General features: G+C 63.0%; 23 protein-coding genes. 15 read left to right on the top strand and 8 right to left on the bottom strand.

All coding sequences use genetic code 11. The features are described from left to right. The first annotated feature begins 78 nt into the window (after nucleotides 1-78). From CKO23_RS21155 to CKO23_RS21140, 4 genes are all read left to right on the top strand, one after another. Entirely contained in the window at nucleotides 79-453 is a 375-nt protein-coding gene (locus CKO23_RS21155; RefSeq protein ID WP_200334650.1) for a hypothetical protein, read from the top strand. Then, nucleotides 450-1442 (top strand): protease modulator HflC, encoded by a 993-nt coding sequence (gene hflC / locus CKO23_RS21150; protein WP_200334648.1) that lies wholly within the window; start codon nucleotides 450-452, stop codon nucleotides 1440-1442. The genes CKO23_RS21155 and hflC overlap by 4 nt, the downstream gene beginning before the upstream one ends. A 363-nt stretch (nucleotides 1443-1805) precedes the next feature. Continuing rightward, nucleotides 1806-2717, top strand: coding sequence for a phosphate-starvation-inducible PsiE family protein (locus CKO23_RS21145; protein ID WP_200334639.1), 912 nt, complete (start codon nucleotides 1806-1808; stop codon nucleotides 2715-2717). Beyond that, entirely contained in the window at nucleotides 2718-2966 is a 249-nt protein-coding gene (locus tag CKO23_RS21140) for a hypothetical protein (RefSeq protein ID WP_200334637.1), read from the top strand. A 69-nt stretch (nucleotides 2967-3035) separates the two neighbouring features. Here CKO23_RS21140 and CKO23_RS21135 read toward each other — a convergent pair whose 3' ends face one another. From CKO23_RS21135 to CKO23_RS26440, 8 genes are all read right to left on the bottom strand, one after another. After that, nucleotides 3036-3230, bottom strand: coding sequence for a hypothetical protein (locus tag CKO23_RS21135; RefSeq protein WP_200334635.1), 195 nt, complete (start codon nucleotides 3228-3230; stop codon nucleotides 3036-3038). Nucleotides 3231-3361: 131 nt separating this feature from the next. Continuing rightward, complete coding sequence (locus CKO23_RS21130; protein WP_200334633.1) at nucleotides 3362-3676, bottom strand: hypothetical protein; 315 nt, start codon at nucleotides 3674-3676, stop codon at nucleotides 3362-3364. Nucleotides 3677-3707: 31 nt separating this feature from the next. Continuing rightward, nucleotides 3708-3851: a DUF4351 domain-containing protein gene (locus tag CKO23_RS21125; RefSeq protein ID WP_242482620.1), complete on the bottom strand. Its 144-nt coding sequence runs from the start codon at nucleotides 3849-3851 to the stop codon at nucleotides 3708-3710. After that, complete coding sequence (locus tag CKO23_RS21120; protein ID WP_200334629.1) at nucleotides 3852-4487, bottom strand: hypothetical protein; 636 nt, start codon at nucleotides 4485-4487, stop codon at nucleotides 3852-3854. It abuts the gene before it with no gap. After that, a complete protein-coding gene (locus CKO23_RS21115; protein ID WP_200334627.1) occupies nucleotides 4468-5481 on the bottom strand; it encodes a type IV toxin-antitoxin system AbiEi family antitoxin in 1014 nt (337 codons plus the stop codon). Before CKO23_RS21115 ends, CKO23_RS21120 begins: the two co-directional genes overlap by 20 nt. Beyond that, complete coding sequence (locus CKO23_RS26785; RefSeq protein ID WP_369408009.1) at nucleotides 5387-5869, bottom strand: RES domain-containing protein; 483 nt, start codon at nucleotides 5867-5869, stop codon at nucleotides 5387-5389. Before CKO23_RS26785 ends, CKO23_RS21115 begins: the two co-directional genes overlap by 95 nt. 51 nt (nucleotides 5870-5920) lie before the next feature. Further along, nucleotides 5921-6190: an antitoxin Xre/MbcA/ParS toxin-binding domain-containing protein gene (locus CKO23_RS21105; protein WP_242482619.1), complete on the bottom strand. Its 270-nt coding sequence runs from the start codon at nucleotides 6188-6190 to the stop codon at nucleotides 5921-5923. Continuing rightward, the gene (locus CKO23_RS26440) at nucleotides 6162-6290 is read right to left on the bottom strand and encodes a hypothetical protein (protein ID WP_274600249.1); all 129 of its coding nucleotides are present in this window, start codon (nucleotides 6288-6290) and stop codon (nucleotides 6162-6164) included. The genes CKO23_RS21105 and CKO23_RS26440 overlap by 29 nt, the downstream gene beginning before the upstream one ends. A gap of 276 nt (nucleotides 6291-6566) precedes the next feature. Between CKO23_RS26440 and CKO23_RS21100 the strand changes: the two genes are divergently transcribed. The 11 genes from CKO23_RS21100 to CKO23_RS21050 form a co-directional block, all read left to right on the top strand. Next, nucleotides 6567-7529 (top strand): HNH endonuclease, encoded by a 963-nt coding sequence (locus tag CKO23_RS21100; RefSeq protein ID WP_200334625.1) that lies wholly within the window; start codon nucleotides 6567-6569, stop codon nucleotides 7527-7529. Nucleotides 7530-7887: 358 nt separating this feature from the next. Continuing rightward, nucleotides 7888-8205, top strand: a complete 318-nt coding sequence (locus CKO23_RS21095; protein WP_200334623.1) for a hypothetical protein — start codon at nucleotides 7888-7890, stop codon at nucleotides 8203-8205. A gap of 62 nt (nucleotides 8206-8267) precedes the next feature. Further along, nucleotides 8268-8423, top strand: coding sequence for a very short patch repair endonuclease (locus tag CKO23_RS25945; RefSeq protein ID WP_242482618.1), 156 nt, complete (start codon nucleotides 8268-8270; stop codon nucleotides 8421-8423). A 325-nt stretch (nucleotides 8424-8748) separates the two neighbouring features. Continuing rightward, nucleotides 8749-8955: a hypothetical protein gene (locus CKO23_RS21085; RefSeq protein WP_200334621.1), complete on the top strand. Its 207-nt coding sequence runs from the start codon at nucleotides 8749-8751 to the stop codon at nucleotides 8953-8955. Between the two features lie 201 nt (nucleotides 8956-9156). Then, the gene (locus CKO23_RS21080; RefSeq protein ID WP_200334619.1) at nucleotides 9157-10437 is read left to right on the top strand and encodes a tyrosine-type recombinase/integrase; all 1281 of its coding nucleotides are present in this window, start codon (nucleotides 9157-9159) and stop codon (nucleotides 10435-10437) included. Nucleotides 10438-10453: 16 nt separating this feature from the next. Next, the gene (locus CKO23_RS21075) at nucleotides 10454-11224 is read left to right on the top strand and encodes a hypothetical protein (RefSeq protein ID WP_200334604.1); all 771 of its coding nucleotides are present in this window, start codon (nucleotides 10454-10456) and stop codon (nucleotides 11222-11224) included. A 106-nt stretch (nucleotides 11225-11330) separates the two neighbouring features. Beyond that, on the top strand, nucleotides 11331-11537 hold the full coding sequence (locus CKO23_RS21070; protein ID WP_200334602.1) for a helix-turn-helix transcriptional regulator: 207 nt from the start codon (nucleotides 11331-11333) through the stop codon (nucleotides 11535-11537). A gap of 318 nt (nucleotides 11538-11855) precedes the next feature. Further along, the gene (locus CKO23_RS21065; protein ID WP_200334600.1) at nucleotides 11856-12281 is read left to right on the top strand and encodes a hypothetical protein; all 426 of its coding nucleotides are present in this window, start codon (nucleotides 11856-11858) and stop codon (nucleotides 12279-12281) included. Continuing rightward, a complete protein-coding gene (locus CKO23_RS21060) occupies nucleotides 12281-13633 on the top strand; it encodes a PriCT-2 domain-containing protein (RefSeq protein WP_200334598.1) in 1353 nt (450 codons plus the stop codon). Before CKO23_RS21065 ends, CKO23_RS21060 begins: the two co-directional genes overlap by 1 nt. Then, on the top strand, nucleotides 13623-16265 hold the full coding sequence (locus CKO23_RS21055) for an AAA family ATPase (RefSeq protein WP_200334584.1): 2643 nt from the start codon (nucleotides 13623-13625) through the stop codon (nucleotides 16263-16265). The genes CKO23_RS21060 and CKO23_RS21055 overlap by 11 nt, the downstream gene beginning before the upstream one ends. Next, nucleotides 16265-16637: hypothetical protein (locus CKO23_RS21050; protein ID WP_200334582.1), on the top strand; the 373-nt coding region annotated here is incomplete at its 3' end. The genes CKO23_RS21055 and CKO23_RS21050, both read left to right, overlap by 1 nt.

Raw genomic sequence — 16637 nt, 5'->3', positions numbered from 1 at the left:
GCGCACTTGTTGTAGGAGGCTCAACAGGACGCAATATGTTGCCTCTCCTGGCGTCCGTCCAAGCTACCGCCCCGTTTCATGGTCCGGGGTGGCGCTCCGCCATGTGCGTTAGAACGGATTCGCCGTGAGCAGGAGAAAGAGAAGCTGATCAACGAGGCCCGGCGTGATTACAACAAGGTGATCCCACTGGCCGAGGGCGAGAAGGATCAACGCATCCGCGAGGCCGACGGCTACCGGCTCAAGCGCATCAACGAAGCGGAAGGCGACGTGGCACGCTTCAGTGCCCTCCTGGCGGAGTACAGCAAGGCCCCGCAGGTCACGCGCCGCCGCATCTATATCGAGACCCTGCAGGAGGTCATGCCGGGCATCCGCTCCAAGATCATTGTCGACGAACAGACGCGCAGCATCCTCCCGTTGCTGAATCTGGATTCCCCGAGCGGAGATCGGCCATGAAAAAGTCAATCGCGGTCTTGGCGGTCGTTGTGATCGGTCTCTATGTCGCGGTCAGCGCGATCTACACGGTGAGCGAAGTCGAGCAGGTGATCATCACCCAGTTCGGCAAGCCGGTCGGTGAGCCCGTGACTTCCGCCGGTCTCAAGCTCAAGGTGCCCTTCATCCAGGACGTCAATCCGATCGACAAACGGGTGCTGGAGTGGGACGGCAATCCCTCGGATATGCCGACCAAGGACAAGCTCTACATCTCGGTCGATCTGTTCGCCCGTTGGCGAATCACCGATCCGCTTCAATACTTCCTGCGCCTGCGCGACGAGCGCAGCGCCCAATCGCGCCTGGACGACATTCTCGGCAGCGAGACCCGCAACGCGGTCGCCAAGCATGAACTGATCGAGATCATCCGCACCACCAAGGACCGCGTGCCGCTGCGCGACGCCCTCCTGACCGATGCGGAGCGGGATCTGGGGGCACTGGTGCCGATCCAGAAAGGACGCAAGCTCGTCGAGCTGGAGATCTTCACCGCCGCGGCCGAGAAGGTTCAGGTGTTCGGGATCGAACTGCTCGATATCCGCTTCAAACGGATCAACTACAACGAGAGCGTGCGCCCGAAGATCTACGACCGCATGATCAGCGAACGCCGACAGATCGCGGAGCGCTTCCTGTCGGAAGGCAACGGCGAGGCCGCCAGGATCCGTGGCAATCGGTTGCGTGACCTGAACAAGATCCAGTCCGAGGCCTATCGGCAAGTCGAGGAGATCCGCGGGGTCGCGGACGCCAAGGCCACCGAGATCTATGCCAGTGCTTACAATCAGAGCCCCGACGCCGTGGACTTCTATGCGTTCACACGAACCATGCAGGCCTACAAGACCATCATCGCGGACAACACCACACTGGTCCTGTCCACCGACAGCGATCTGTTCAAGTTCCTCAAGGGCATGGACCCGGGCGGCGATGCCGTTTCGGGTCAGCGTTTCGACCCGATCCCCTAAATTTGCTCCGAGGTGAACAGCGTGTGAAAAGGGCTGGGCGCGGGGGATTGAATCGGGAGGTTATGCCGCACAGGAGCGCGCGCCAATCACCAGAGGAATGGTAGGGGAGAATCGGCGTATCATCGGCGCCAGCCGATGAGCATCACAGACGGTGACCGTCCTGTGCATCTGTGACCACCCCGTCGCCGCTGACGAGGCCCGCGTGCCCTTCGCCGGCAGCGCTGAAGCCGCTGCCTGCATGTCTCCCGACGTCAGCCAGCGCCTCCAGGGCTGGATCACGACCACCCTTCAGCCGGGGCCGCGCACCCAGCCACGGTCCCCGCCCCGCAAGCCAGTGCCAGCGCCTTCCCGCGGAGAACCCCTATGATCCAGATCACGTACATCAGTTCGGCGACAGAGCCCATGTCGACGCCAGCTCTGCTGAGCCTGTTGCAGAGTTGCCGGGAGAACAACGCCGGCAGGGGCGTCACCGGGATGCTGTTTCATTGCAACGGGACCTTCCTGCAGGTCTTGGAGGGCGAGGAGCGCGTCATCGACGAACTGCTCGATATCATCGAGCAGGATCCGCGCCACACCGGCATGCAGGTGATTCAGCGCAAGGAGATCAAGCACCGTCAGTATTCGGACTGGAGCATGGGCTTCCAGCGTGTCTCGGAGCGAGACCTGCGGCAGATCGAGGGGCTGCGGGATTTCAGCGAGAAAGACTTCAATGCCGACTACCTTGGTCAGCAGAGCGCCGTCGTGCAGAGCCTCATGGATCACTTTCGGCGCCAGCGCCTCAAGACCATCGGCCAGAGCGAACTGGGCGTGGACGAAGAGGACCGCATGATCAACATCCTTCATCGGATCATACGCGGCGCGGTCCGGGTCCTTGCGGTCTTGATGGTGATCACCATCCTTTGGGGTGTGGTTGACGTTGCCTACTCGCTCTACGGTCAACTCTTCGTGCCGGCCGTTCAGGACTTCGGCGTGCGTGATATCGTCGTCACCTTTGGCGCCTTCCTGGCGGTGCTGATCGCCATTGAGATCTTCATGAACATCACCCTGTACCTCAGGGATGATGTCGTGCATGTGCGTCTGGTCATCGCGACGGCCCTGATGGCGATCGCCCGAAAGGTCATCATCTTCGACTTCGAGAAACTGCAGCCGATGTACATCCTGGCGACTGCGGCTGTGATCCTGGCGCTTGGGCTCGTGTATTGGCTGATGGACCGCAAGACCGTCTTGGGCGCACGTTACCAGCGACCCGTCATCGCCTCAGACGACCCGAGTTAGATGACCGTGTTCATCTGGCTGCCGTCGACCCTGCTCTGCGGCTTCAGGTGTCCTTCCGAGGGCATGCCGGTCCTTGCCCGATCCATCGCCGAGGTGCTGCTGGCGATCCACTTCATGCGTGCGATCCGCGCCGTGTTGTTGCGCGATGCGGGTCTGACAGAGGTCGCCGAGGATACCCTCTGGCTGCTTCATTTCATGCTGGTCGGGCGGCTCATCGTCTCGCTGCGATTCAAGAATCGCCTGCATTGAGATGCTGGCGGCAGCTGGGTCAGCGCTCTATGACGGATGCAGGACACGTCTTGGCGGCCGGTCGTCAATTCATGGCCGACGCGCGGCGGAGCCCGCGAAAGGATCGCCATCCGCATCGAAGCGCGCAAGCGCGGCTGCGTCGCCGATGTCGAAGCAGCGCCCGGTGCTGCTGCAATGACCGTTGTCGCGCCATTGCAGATAGCGGCACATCTGATCCGCAGCGTCGAAGTCGGGGCGCAGGTCCTCGGCGAGCCGTTCTGTCAAACTCGAGATGGAGATCGAAGAGAATCTGGATCTTCACGTCAGCCTCATTCGGATCCTGGGGCTGGGCCGCTGCGCAGCGGAGGTTAGCCTCGTCGGTCTCGGCTCGGGTGAGTCCCCGTCCTCATGGAGGATCAGTCGATCTCGCCGTTTCGCAGGGCCTCAAGCGTCTCGTCCATCATCGCGTTCACTTCTTCCAGGCAGGCGATGACGTCGTCCGGAACCCCGTCGTGCCGGAGCCGATTACGAACCAGGATCAGTCGCTGCCGCATGACCTCAAGATTCCGCACCGATTCCCAACTCATCGCCTCGTCGATGTGAAACAAGGCCAGCTCCCAGTCGGGAAAGCCCGCTGACTGCACCACGGCATCGCGCAGAATCGACCAAGCCCCCTGGAGATCCGACAGGATCGTCTTGTGGTAGCCCGTTGGCTCGGGTGTAAAACTCATGGAGCGGGTCTCCGTCGCTGAGCGTGGCGGCTCAAGGCTGCTCGAGCCACTGCTCGAGATCGCCGAGCGCGCTGAAATCGAGCAAGGCCTCGCTCAGCGCTTCGATCTCGTCCACGCTGAGATCCTCGAGACGCCGATCGAGCACGGGTGGGAGTACACCAAGGCGCCGCTGCAGTCACTTGCGCACCAATGCGACGGCCTCCACACGCAGCTCCGGCGCGACGTCGTGTAAGCGTTCCAGTCCAGCCACCCGAAACGCGTGGTCGAGCACGAACAACAGATCGCTGGCATCTTTGCGCGGCTGCGCCCAATGACGATCGTCCCACGCAAACAGCTTGAGTAGCGCGAACATGGGGATCGTGATGACAGCAAGCGGCACCGCCCCCGGCAGCATGACGCTCTCCGTGGCCGCGTTGGCTTCGGCATAGCCGATCACGGACATCAGGGTTTCGCCCGGTGGCGGCCAGACGATCTGGGCCTCGGGCGACTCGACACCACCGAACGGCAGGAGGTCGACCATGGTTCCAATCCGATTGCGGAGACGGTGTTGCGTCCGCTCGTCCGGCTTGAAGCATCCGCTTTCGATCAGCCTCTCTGTCAAGGCGATGTAGGCCGGCCAATCGGACAGGGCGAAGGCGAAATCCACATCCGTTGTCTTGCGCAGGGGCTCGACGCCGTGATGGTGCTGGAGCAACAGATCCCTTGCCGCCGCACCGATCAGCATGAAATCGGCCCCGGCGGAGTGGTCGCGGAGGTCTCGGACGAGGTCGCCGAGGGCACGCAGATCCTCCTTATCCTGCACATCGATCAAGGAGTCGCTCCTCCATCGCCTGGGCCGCTTCGAGACAGCGTGCGTCGCCTGTCGCCAAGAGATCGGCGTAGATCAGCAACGGTGGGGCTAACTCTGGCGGGGTCGGCTCGAAACCCCAGAACCGGCTGAGGATCTCGACATTGCCATCCGGGGCGGATCGCATGGGTTGCTTGGTCATGAACAACAATGAGGCCGCCTTGGTCCCGTAGAGTGTCACCATTTGCGGCTCAATGGTGCCGGTGATTCTGGCGGCGGCGGCCTCTCCGCCGAGAACCAGCCCATACTGCGCGAAATCGAGTTCCTGCCACCAACGGATGGTTGGAGCCTGGAAGATACGCAACCGCAATTTTGGCCTCAGGGTCCGGGCATACGCCTCCACCCACTGGCGCCGCAGACGCTCGGGTTGGAGGAGCCGGCGCTGGCCTCCGATCTCGGCGAGAAAACCGAGCCGGGGCAGTTCGGCCATCACCCAGCCCACCGTGCCGTGCGCGACGCCGGCTTGCTCGGCAATGGCTCGATAGGGCTGGTCCACCAATCCCGGTACCGACAGCAGGGCGAACAACACGCGCAGCCCGCTGGCCTTGAACGCCCGACTGGGCGCCGATGGGTGAAGGCGTTCCGGCGGACGCTCGCCCTTGACCCAAATCAGCAAGGCAGGATGGATCAAGAAGGCGTTGCCGGCGCTGTCGATGAATTGGATGCCGAGGTCTCGCAGTCGCTCAGCCAAGGGCGGGGACACATGATCGGTGACCAGCAGGGTGTCGGGGCCGAGTTCCTTGAGCCGCAGCGCGACCGCTCCAAGCGTCGCTGGTCGCAAGCCGCGTTTCGCTTCGACGCGGTACAGCGCCGTGCCGCCGCTCCAGTGCAGGCGTAAGCGGGCGTCCGCGCGGTCCAGCGGCTCAAGGGCGTCGAGGTTCGCCGTGATGTCTAACCGAGCGAGTTGCGCCACCGCCTCCTCGATCAATTCCAGATCCGATGATGCCCGTGTGTCCATGGATATCTCGTGTCCATGTTTCATGGATGATGCGAGAAGTTAGACACAATGAGGCCGGCATGCAAGGCTTGCTGTCCATGAAGCAAGGCCGCTCGGCGGCGTCTGACCGCGCGAGACCAGTTCCTCCCAGGAGACAGACCAGCGTGGCGGCCTCGACGGCGCAGGTGGCGAGTAGGGCCGGATCGGTGAGGTCGACGATCCGCTCGCCGCCCACGCGATAGCCGACCAGGGTCATGGCCCGAGCCTTGAACGCCAGACCCTGCTGGGCCTCCGTCCAGGCGGTCCTGGGGTCGAGCGAGGTATAAAGGACCGGGGTTCCTCGCGGATTGAAGCGGCCGCCGTGCCTTGCAGCCCTCTCCGGAGGCCGGGGCGAAGGCCCAGCTGGGATTGTGGGCGCGATAGACCAAGCCGACGAAAGGCCGCGTTGGCGGTACGTCCGTCACGCGTAGCCGCCCTCCGCGATCCGCGACAGATAATCCTTCACGGCCTGCGCGCGGCCCTCCTTGACCAGATCCTCCGCGGTCCGGTCGCCGAACGAGGGGAGCGGCTGAGAACGGAACCAGGCGAAGGCGCGTCCGGTCGAACCGGTCCAGCCCGTGACCCGATTGATGCTCTCCACGGTATCGCGCAGCCGCGTCTGGGTCCGACGCGCTTCGCGCCGACCGCGCTTGGAGACCGCGTCACGGGACAGCCCGGTCGCCCTGGCCAAGTTCGGTCTTGGTGATATGCAGCACTTCGGCCAGGCGATCCGTCTCGATCAACCCCTGATCGGTCATGACCTCGGAAAGCCATTCGACGGGGACAGACATTGCACGCCTCGTTCCTAAAACGTGATGACGGTCAAATTATGAGGCGGGTTGTCCGGGACGCAAGCGGCATAATGGAGACACCTCGGTCAAGGAGACTAGGGCCTGCATTGGCACCACGAAGGAGATGAGCCGGCGGTACTGGCGCATGAGGCAAACAGATGGCGCTGAACCTGCTCCTGCGGATGGTTGTGCCTGGCTGGTGTTCAGTGTTCAGGAGGCCGCCCGCGCCGCTTTCGACATTGATCCGTACAGCGACAAGAAAAGGAGCCGATTCGATTGGCTGTTCGCGACCACGAGATTCGTCTGGCGGCCTTTGCACGCTGCGCGCGGCTCATGCACGATTACGACGGAGCCGTTGCCTGGGAGGCGATTCAGGAGGGTTTCGAGCTCGACGGCGAGCGGGTTTATCTCGCGGGCAAGGCGCGCGGTATTCATCGACCGAGACAGATGACGCGCGGCGTCCTCAGCATCAAGACCACCAAACCCCGGAAAGGCCGCACCGCCCGCTATGATGACGCACTCGTCGGCGATGGCTATTTTTCCTACGCATTTCAGGGCGACGATCCCGGTAACCGTGACAATACCTGTCTGCGCGAGGCGTTCGAGGATCAGTCGCCTCTGATCTACTTCTACGCGCTGGTGCCGGGCCTCTATCAGATTCTCTACCCCTGCTATCTGATGGAATGGAATCCAGGCCACCTCTTCTGTACCGTCGCGATCGGCAGCCAATTCGAGCTGGCGCAGCCCTCCGAAGTGCGTGAGACCGCCGGCCACTATGCGTTGGCGCAACCGTCCGAAGCGCGCGAGCCAACGCCGCCCATCGAACGCCGCTACAGCACAATCGAGGCGAAGGTCCGTCTGCATCAGGCCGAATTCCGCGAACTGGTCTTGTCCGCCTATGATCGGCGCTGTTCGGTTTCCGGCTTGCCAGTCCCGCAACTGCTGCAAGCCGCCCACATCATTCCGGACCGCGACGAACGCGGACAGCCGGATATCACCAACGGCATCTGTCTGTCGATCCTGCACCACACCGCCTACGATCGAAATCTGTTGGGCATCGACCCGGACGGGCGGATCGTCATCGCCGACTCCGTGCTCGGGCAGCACGATGGGCCGACGTTGGAGGCGGGGATCAAGGCATTGCACGGCCAGACCATCCGCCTTCCTCGCCATGACGGGGATCGGCCGAATCGGGATTATCTGGCGGAACGGTTCGAGGCGTTTCGGCGGGTGGCGTGAGTGTTTTGAGACCGTGCAGTCGATGATGAGCCATCGGTACCGAAGAGCCTGGATGCGACTACACGGAAAGCTGTCTGCCAGACTGATCAGCTTTCACGAGACGCTCTTGGCCCGACGCCGATACTCAATTAGCTTTGTCGAACGGCCGCTTTGCGTTCAAGAGCCATCCATTGTGTTCGCGTACTTACCAGACCATCGGCCTTGTCCTCGCTGCCTAGCTACGACGGTCTGCTTTCAGGCTAATCCTCGGATTGTGCTCTGCCATCAAGCATGTCAGGCCACCTTCGCCCAACGGTCCAGGGAGGCGAAGGCGCTCAGGCGCCGGACACCGATCCCCGGCACTGGACTTCCGGAGGCCGTGGCGAGCCAGTTCGCGCCCGAATCGGAATCCCCCAGTGCAACCCAGCGGATCGACCTGCGCTGGGAGACCTTCGACCGCCAGGAGGTGTTCCGGGTGGACCAGGAGAACGGTCGCCTGCTGCTGAACCGGGAGTATCGGGACAGCATTCTGGCCGGGCTGTCGCCCTCCCGAGACGATGTGCCGCTCTTCAAGGCCCTGCTGTTCTGTCTGCTCGGCCCGGATTTTCAGGACGCCAAGCCCACGGAACGCTGTCGCCGCGAACTGGCGCGGATCAATCGGATTCTGGTCGCGGCCTCGGCGCTCGGGCAGGGATGAGCGCGGGAGGTGGGCCGGGGAAGTCTGGAGATGTGTTGACGCCGGAGCAGCGCTCGCGCTGTATGTCACGCATCCGTTCGCGCGATACCAAGCCGGAGATCCTGATTCGTCGCGCCCTCTTTGCCCGAGGCTACCGCTACCGCCTCCATGATCGCAAACTGCCCGGCCGGCCCGACATCGTCTTTCCCGGACGCCGGACGCCGGACGCCGGACGCTGATCCTGATTCATGGCTGTTTCTGGCACGCGCACGGTTGTCATCTGTCCGCCACTCCGGCCACCCGCCGCGAGTTCTGGGAGAACAAGCTCCGGGAGAATCGCGCGCGTGACAGCCGCGCGCTGAGCGCCCTGAGTCTGGCCGGCTGGCGTGTCCTGATCGTCTGGGAATGCGCGCTGCGGGGAAGGGACAGACAGGATCCGGCGGCGGTGATCCACACCTGCGAGCGGTTCCTGAACCATCCGGAGATGCGCGACGCCGTGATTGAAGGATGGCGAAGCGGAGTGGCCGGATTGCGTTTGGAATCCCCTTCATGAGCCGCGGGGCGATGGAAGAGACCCCATCGGGCGAACAATCGGATGCGCCATCGATGACGGATCGGTTGTCCAGACATGGGCCGGACATCCATGCGGAAGTCGCACGCGACTACAAAATATTTTTTCCGGCTAAAACAAAAAAACGGCTAGCCAATTTCTCAGCTAACCGCTTGTTTTTATTGGTCGGGGCGAGAGGATTTGAACCTCCGACCACCTGAACCCCATGCAGTTTCCAGCCTGTTTATTGATCCCGCTCAACTCCTGAGCCCCATCTCACAACCCCTTGTCTTGTCTAGGTCAGACAAAGAAGTAAACTGACACCCGAAGACACTCGGTATCCATCGAGTACAGTTCTGTACTGTGGCATAACTGGGGCACGGATTTTGAGCCCCGACCAACTGACCAGGGGGAAAAGCGTCATGCCGACCACGCTTTCGGATCGGTTCATCAAGACCATCCAGCCGCCCGCGAAGGGCAAGCGCATCTACTGGGACGATCACCGGGACGCGCCAAAGGGGTTCGGGCTGCGCGTCATGGCCAGCGGGACCAAGGCATTCGTCCTGCGTTACCGGGCGAAGAGCGGGCAAGAGCGAATCCAGACTGTCGGTGAATACCCGACGCCCTGGAGTCTGACCGCTGCGCGCCTGGAGGCCGCGAGGATCAGGGCAGAGGTTGATGGTGGCGCCGATCCGTTGCAGCGGCGCCGGGAGGACCGCGCCGAACTGACCGTCGCTGATCTGGTGGAGCGATTCGCCAAGGCCCGTCTCGGAGAGCTGGCCAGCGGGGAGGAGATCCGCCGCTACCTGGAGCGCGACCTGCTGCCCGTGATCGGTAAGCGCCAGATCAAGAGCATCAAGCGGAAGGACATCATCGCCGTGGTCGAGGCAAAGATGCTCGAAGCCCCTAGGGCGGCTGCGCTCCTCCTGAACTACTCAAGGATGTTGTTCGGGTTTGCCGAGGACCGCGAGCTGATCGAGCTATCGCCGGCGGCAGGTATCAAGCCTGAGCGCATCAGCAAGAACCTGAAGACCGTAGATCGCGGACGGACCCTCGATAACGAAGAGATCCGCGCCTTCTGGCTCAACGTAGAGACCTGCGGGATTCATCGCCTGACCGCCATCGCCCTGAAGCTGATCCTTCTCACGGGGCAGCGGCCGGGCGAGGTCTGCGGGATGCGTTGGGATGAGATCAACGAGGATGCAGCCGTCTGGAGCATTCCAGCCGCGCGGCGCAAGACCAGGACCGCGCACGCCGTCCACCTGACCGAGACCGCCATGGATCTGCTGGCGCAAGCACGAGCGGAGGTCTCGCGCTTGTCGGAGCGTCGCGGATGGGAGTCGAGCGGATATGTCTTCGAGCAGCGTCCAAGCAAGCCCGCGACCACGGCAGGATTGTCCAAGGCCCTCTATCGCCGCCATGACGCCCTGAGCAACAAGGACCACCCCGACTGGGGCCACTGGCACCCGCACGACCTACGTCGCACCTGCCGTACCCGCCTATCCGAGATCGGCATCACTCAGGAAGTCGCCGAGAAGGTGATCGGCCATAAGCAGGAGGGCGTGGTCGCCGTCTACAACCAGCACAAGTACGCCTTGGAGATCCGCAACGCCCTGGAGGCGTGGGAGCGGCGCCTGTTGAGTATCGTCGAGCCGACCGAGGGCAACGTCCTGAGCTTCGCGAAGGCAATCGGCGCCCAATAGCGGAGTTCATAAAGCAGTGAGCCCCGGCGACCGTGAATCACCGGGGCTCGACCATTACCAGTTCATGCGAAATGAGGGACCAGCAATGGATTACCTGCGAGAGCTTATCACCAATATCCAAGCGGAAGCGCAAGAAGCAGAGCGCGAGCGGAATCGACCACCACGGACTTACAAGCCTGACGATCCACGCGAGATCGTCTTCCATGCGCGCGTGTTGTTCGGGAAAGATCACTGCGAGGTGTCGCCGGACTGGCTCGATGGCAATCAATGGACCGCCGAGCAAGCCGGATGGCTCGGGCTCGGTATTGACCCCGATCTGGTCGCCCCAGACTGGCGATTGCCGTCCCGCCTAGAGCGTGGCTTGCGGCCGCTGGCGTCGAAGCTGACCTCGACTCTTCGCCGAATCAAGGGCGAGACAGCCGCGCCCGCCGCTTACGTCAAGGCCCTGCGCCAGCTCGGGATCGAGCACGCCTGGATGGACGCAACCCCAAAACCACAGCCCAAATTTCCGCCCGATGACGAGCCGTCACCGGCGACGCACCGGACCTACCTCAACATCGTTGCGGCACTCAGTAAGGCCCTGGCGGACGAGCGCGCGCGTTCGCATCCAGATGGAAGCGTGCACTCCCTGAAGCACTCCGACGGTCGCGTCAAAGTCGGACACGGCAAGGACTCTGGACCGTCGGGGATCGTTGGTCACCTGATGGGCGGGTACACGTCGCTTGGAAGAAGTTGTCTTGAGGCGCGCATCAGCGAGGCCCTGAAACAGGACGGGCTAGAGCAATAGACCGCACCACGGCGGGAAAAGGCATTCCCGCCGTGGGAAGACTCGCCAGAGTCCCCGCCGCGATCATGACGCCATTGGTCCCACAAACCAACCGGAGGCACCACCAATGACGTCGATCACCGCCGACTACCTGACTGACGACGAGACCGCCGCAGAGCTACGTGTAACGAAACGCACTTTGGCCCGCTGGCGCGCGGAGAGCAGAGGCCCCGCATGGACCAAGGTCGGCCGGAGTGTGATGTACCGTCGAGCGGCCATTGCGCGCTGGCTCGGGAATCGGGAGCAAATCCCAATGCGCGACCAGGCTGCTTAGGGGCGCGCGAGATGAGCAGCAAATCCAGACAGATCCGCGCTGAAAGACGCGCGAAACGAACAGAGCGATGGGCCAGAAACGAAAGCGCCCCGCGAGTAACCGGCTCGCGAGGCGTTGCAAAGGACTCGATTCAAGGCTTATCGTGTAACGCAGATGACGCTGAAAGGCGCCGTCACCGGGGATTGGCGTCCCCGGCATAAAGCTCCGACTGCCTAGAGTCCGAGCACCGGCGGGACAATTCTACACCATGGGTCCGTGCATCCGCACTGCCCGCTGTCGCGCCTCTGCTGCCCTATGCGGTCGGATCTCCCAATCGATTTGGAGTTCCGACACATGAAAACCCGCAATACCCCGTTCATGGCAATGCCGGTCCTTGGACCGAATGTGCATCTTTTCGCCGTTGCCGCAGACATCCCCACAAGCCTGGCAATCAACACCGCCGGCGCGATGCTCAACACCGCTATCGAGACCCTTCGCGGCGCCGTGGTCGATATGGACGCGACACCCGAGGCAAGTCAGGCATGGGCATCCCTCTATGTCCTGGCGCAAGTCGCCGCGTTGGTGGAATCGATCACGCTTGATGTCGAGTGCGCGTCACATGACACCGCGCACACCGCGCGACTCCAGGCACTTGCCGACACCTGGAGCAACGGCGTCATCGATGATCGCCTGTGGGATGCGATCTGCGGCGCCATGGCCCGCGATGGCTGCCCTGAGCTGAACACCCAGGAGGGCGCGCACTGATGAGCAGCCCCCAAGGACCGGGGGCTTCGGCCCCCGCCGTCAACCTCGACACCCCTCCGCCCGAGGTCCGGACGCGGATGGCGTTTCAGGCGCCAGCACCGAACGACCAGGAGCGCATCCGTGAGGCGCTGTCATTCGTCCCGTCAGAGGATCGCGACACCTGGCTCAAGATGGGCATGGCGATCAAGAGCGAGATCGGCGCGTCCGGGTTCGACATCTGGGACGACTGGTCCCAGGGATCGGACGCCTACAACGCCGCCGATGCCCGCGACGTATGGAAATCGATCGACGCCAGCGGCAAGGTCAGGATCGGCAGCCTGTTCCGTGAGGCCAAGGCGAACGGCTGGCGGGACATCGATCGACCGACGCCACCAACGCCCGCCGAGCTGGCAGAGCGCCAGCGTCAAGCCGACGCGCGGGCGGCTCGGGATGCTGAGGACATCGCGCGTCAGCAAGCCGAGACCGCGATCAAGGCGGCGGCAGGCTGGGACGCTGCATATCCCGTTACTGACGACGATCGCAACCCTTACCTGGACCGAAAAGGCGTTAGTGACGCGAATACCGAGAACCTGCGCCAGATCGAGACGGACACCGCCGCCAAGATCCTTGGGTATCACCCGACGGCCAACGGTAAACGGCTGACGGGCTTGCTGCTAGTCGTGCCCCTGCATCGCAACGGCGAGCTGGTGAGTCTGGAGCTGATCGACGCCAGCGGGACCAAGGCCGCACTGAAGGGCAAGGGCACCAAGACCGGCGCCTACTGGGCCGCTCAACCGCTCGATGCCATCGAGGGCACCGTCATCGTTGGCGAGGGTGTCAGTACCGCGCTTTCGATCCAGATGGCAACCGGGCTACCCGTGGTTGCTGCGCCGTCGGTGAGCAATTTCCCCAAGGTCATTTCCGCCATTCAGGCGGGCCACAAGCGGCTGCGCCCGATCCTGCTCTATCTCGGCGACCTGGACCCGTCAGGCGTGGCGATCCCCAAGGCATTGCAGCGAAACATGGCCGACTGGCATTCGGTCGAGGTCGAGGTCATCCGCGTGGCGTTGAACCCGGCACAGATCGCGGCATACCGCCTGCCGTTATCCCCGGACGCAGCCAAGGAGACAGACCCCAACTATGGCGCCTGGCTTGCCGAGTATGGCGATCAGACGCCCGTCGAACTTGATGCCCTGCACCCGCGCGACCTGACCCAGATCACCAAGGATGCACTGGCGTCCGTCTATGACATGACCAGCGTGGACGCCCACAAGGCCAAGGAGGCCGAGGAACGCGACTTACTGCGCCAGATGAAGCGACGGGTTGAGGATTTCATCGCGGGCGAATGGCCGGAGGTGTTCCATGCTGCATAACGATCCCGGCACAAGTACCAAGATGCCACCCACACTCGCATCCGCCGCCGACCTCATTAAGCAGATCAAGGCCGAACATGGTTTGAATCAGTCGGAAATCGCTCACGCGGTTGGCTTGAACCCTGGCCGCATCACACGGGCATTGCAAGGGGGGAATCTGCGAGATCAGGAGTTGGCCGCGAATGGCGCGTCCAAACCGCCTACAAGCCCCACAGAGCCGCCCCCGCGGCCTATCGAGTCCGACACCTCTACCGAGGGCGAGGCGGACGCAGCGGGCGATTCTGCGCGCATGATCGAGCAAGGCCCGCCTCCCGGTTGGTCGCCTGACGACGACATCGACTCACTATCCCGCACCTGTCCGAAATGCGGCGCCCTGGCGGAGTGGCCGGACTGCGAATCATGCGGGTATCTGTTTGATGAGTCCGAGCCCGAAGCGGTTGCGCCTCACCCCTCGGTGGATACTCACCCGCCGCGTACCCCCTACGAGCTTTACGTCGTCGATGCCCATGAGATCCCGCGCGAACTGCGCGAGCGGCCCGTGTGGGTCGCATGGGAGATAAAACGAGAGCAGGGGAAAAAGCCGGGGAAGGTTCCGGTGTCGCCAGTCACCGGACGAAAAGACGGCTGGAGCAATAACCCCAAGTTCGCGGGCACCTTCGAACAGGCGCATGCCTTCGCCCATCAGAAGAACCTGAATGGGCTTGGGGTGCTCCTTTGGCCTGGCTGCGGTCTCGGAGCGGTCGATCTCGACCACTGCCGCGACATGCAGACCGGCGAGCTGTCGGAGATGGCGCGCGACATCATGGCCCAGGCCGACAGCTACACCGAGGTGTCGCCCGGATTGTCCGGGATTCGAATTATCTTCTCCGGCTCCTTCGGTGGATTCGATGGAACCGACAACCCGCGCGGGATCGAGTTCTACGAGCAAAAGCGGTTCGTCACCATCACGGGCGACCATATTGAAGATTCGCCCTTCGCGATCGAGGCCCGCGACCTGACCGACTTAGGGCGGCGCTACTTTCCCACCAAGGAGAGGAGCCAGCCACCCAAGACCGATGCCCCGTCCGACTTCTCCTCTGTTGATCTTGATGCAATCGGCCTGGCGCGCCATACGATGCACGTCATCCGCACCGGAGACGCCGAAAGCTATGGTGGGGATCGCTCCAAGGCGCTGTTTGCCGTCACCAAGGATCTGGTGAAGTTCGGTTTCGACGATCACACCATTGCGCGGATTCTGTGTGATCCGGCAAACGGGATTAGTCAGAAATCATTGGAGGAGCGCGGCGGGGACATCGCGAGCGCGATGGATTGGACGGTCAAGTACACCGTCGCCGCCGCCCGTCGCGCGAAAGCCGCCGCTGGAGGATCTACCTCGGCACAAGGTCCGGCCAATAGTCCCCAGGAGCCGCCTCAATCGAAGCTGCGGCGCGTCGATCTTTCCAGGATCGCATCCGCCGAACTGGCGCCGCCCAAGTTCATCATCTTTCCGTTCATCCCGCGCGAACACCTCACCCTGTTTGGAGGGCATGGCGGGAGCGGTAAATCGGTCTGTGGGCTGGTGATGGGCGCGCATGTCGCCGTCGGGCGCCCGTGGGCTGATCTGACTGTGACCCGTGGGCGCGTGCTCTACATCAGCATGGAGGACGGCGCCGAGCTGGTGCTGTGGCGTCTGAAAAGGATTGCCGAGGCTTACGACATGGACCCCGCCATGATCGCCGAGCGTCTAACCGTGATTGACGGATCGGACGCGGAACCACTGGTGTTCGAGTTCTCGGACGCTGGCGTGAAAAGCATCGGAAGGAGTTATGAAGGGACCGCCGTTGAGGAGTTGATCGAGGCCGAGAAGCCGGATCTGGTCATCGTCGATAACGCCTCTGACGCCTTCGACGGCGACGAGAATCAGCGTCGTCAAGTCCGCTGGTTCGTCCGTTGGCTGTCTCGCGCGGTCCGTCCTCACAACGGCGCTGTTCTCCTTCTAGCGCACATCGACAAAGCCGCCGCCCGCTTTGGTGGAAGAGGGAATAGCTACTCGGGGACGACCGCCTGGCACAACAGCGCGCGCAGTCGCCTAGCCTTGATCGACGATGAGATCCACCACGAGAAACTGAACGTCGGCAAAAAGCGCGAGGAGCCGATCCGGATCTCTTGGGGCGAACATGGTGTGCCGATGCCAGACATGGACGGCACAGGCCGTGAAGCCGCCGATGCGATCACTCAAGGCGCGGACGACGACGCGGTGCTGGAGTGCTTCAGAGCGGCGGACGAGGCCGGGCAGACCGTACCCGCTGCCGCGACAGGCCCGGCGACCGCCTGGCACGCCCTTAGTGTTTATCCCGAATGTCCGAAGCATCTCAAGACAGATAAGGCGCGACTGCGTGAGAGCGTGGCCCGACTGCTGCGGTCTGGGAGAATCCACCAAGAGGAGTACACGACGGCATCACGTAACAAGCGGGTACGCCTGTCGCTTGCCGACTCTTTGCGTGCGTCAGTTCGCGTTAGTTCGAACCAACGCAGAACCGACGAAAACCAACGCCCCTATGCGTGCGTTAGTTCGCATAGGGGTATGGGGGGATTAACGCACGCAGATCGAACCGACGAACTGACGCAAGTCTGCGATGCGGAGGTGTTCTGATGGCCGCCGCCGCTGAAGTCCTCGGGCGCCTCTCCTCGGTGGGAATCCGCTTGGAAGTCCACGGCAACGCGCTGCACGCGACTCCGAGGGATGCCTTGACCGACGATGCTCGCACGTTGATCCGCAAGCACAAGGCCGATCTGCTGGCACTCCTGACTGCCGCCAACGACGCGGACCCAGGCACCCATCGCCTCTGGACCATCACCCGCCCGGAAGGATCGCGCGTGTCGGTCTCGCGCACACCTCCCTCGACCCTGGCCGAGCTTCAAGCCGAGTACCCAGGTGCTCGGATCGAGCCGGAGGCGCTGTGCACGGCCGCACCGGCGCCTGTCTCGCGCTACCTCGACACCGATCGCCGCCAGTGCTCCGACT

Source organism: Thiocystis violacea (genome assembly GCF_016583565.1).
Classification (GTDB): Bacteria; Pseudomonadota; Gammaproteobacteria; order Chromatiales; family Chromatiaceae; genus Thiorhodococcus; species Thiorhodococcus violaceus_A.
The sequence above is the reverse complement of the archived record's forward strand: the minus strand, read 5'-3'. Positions and strand labels throughout refer to the sequence as shown.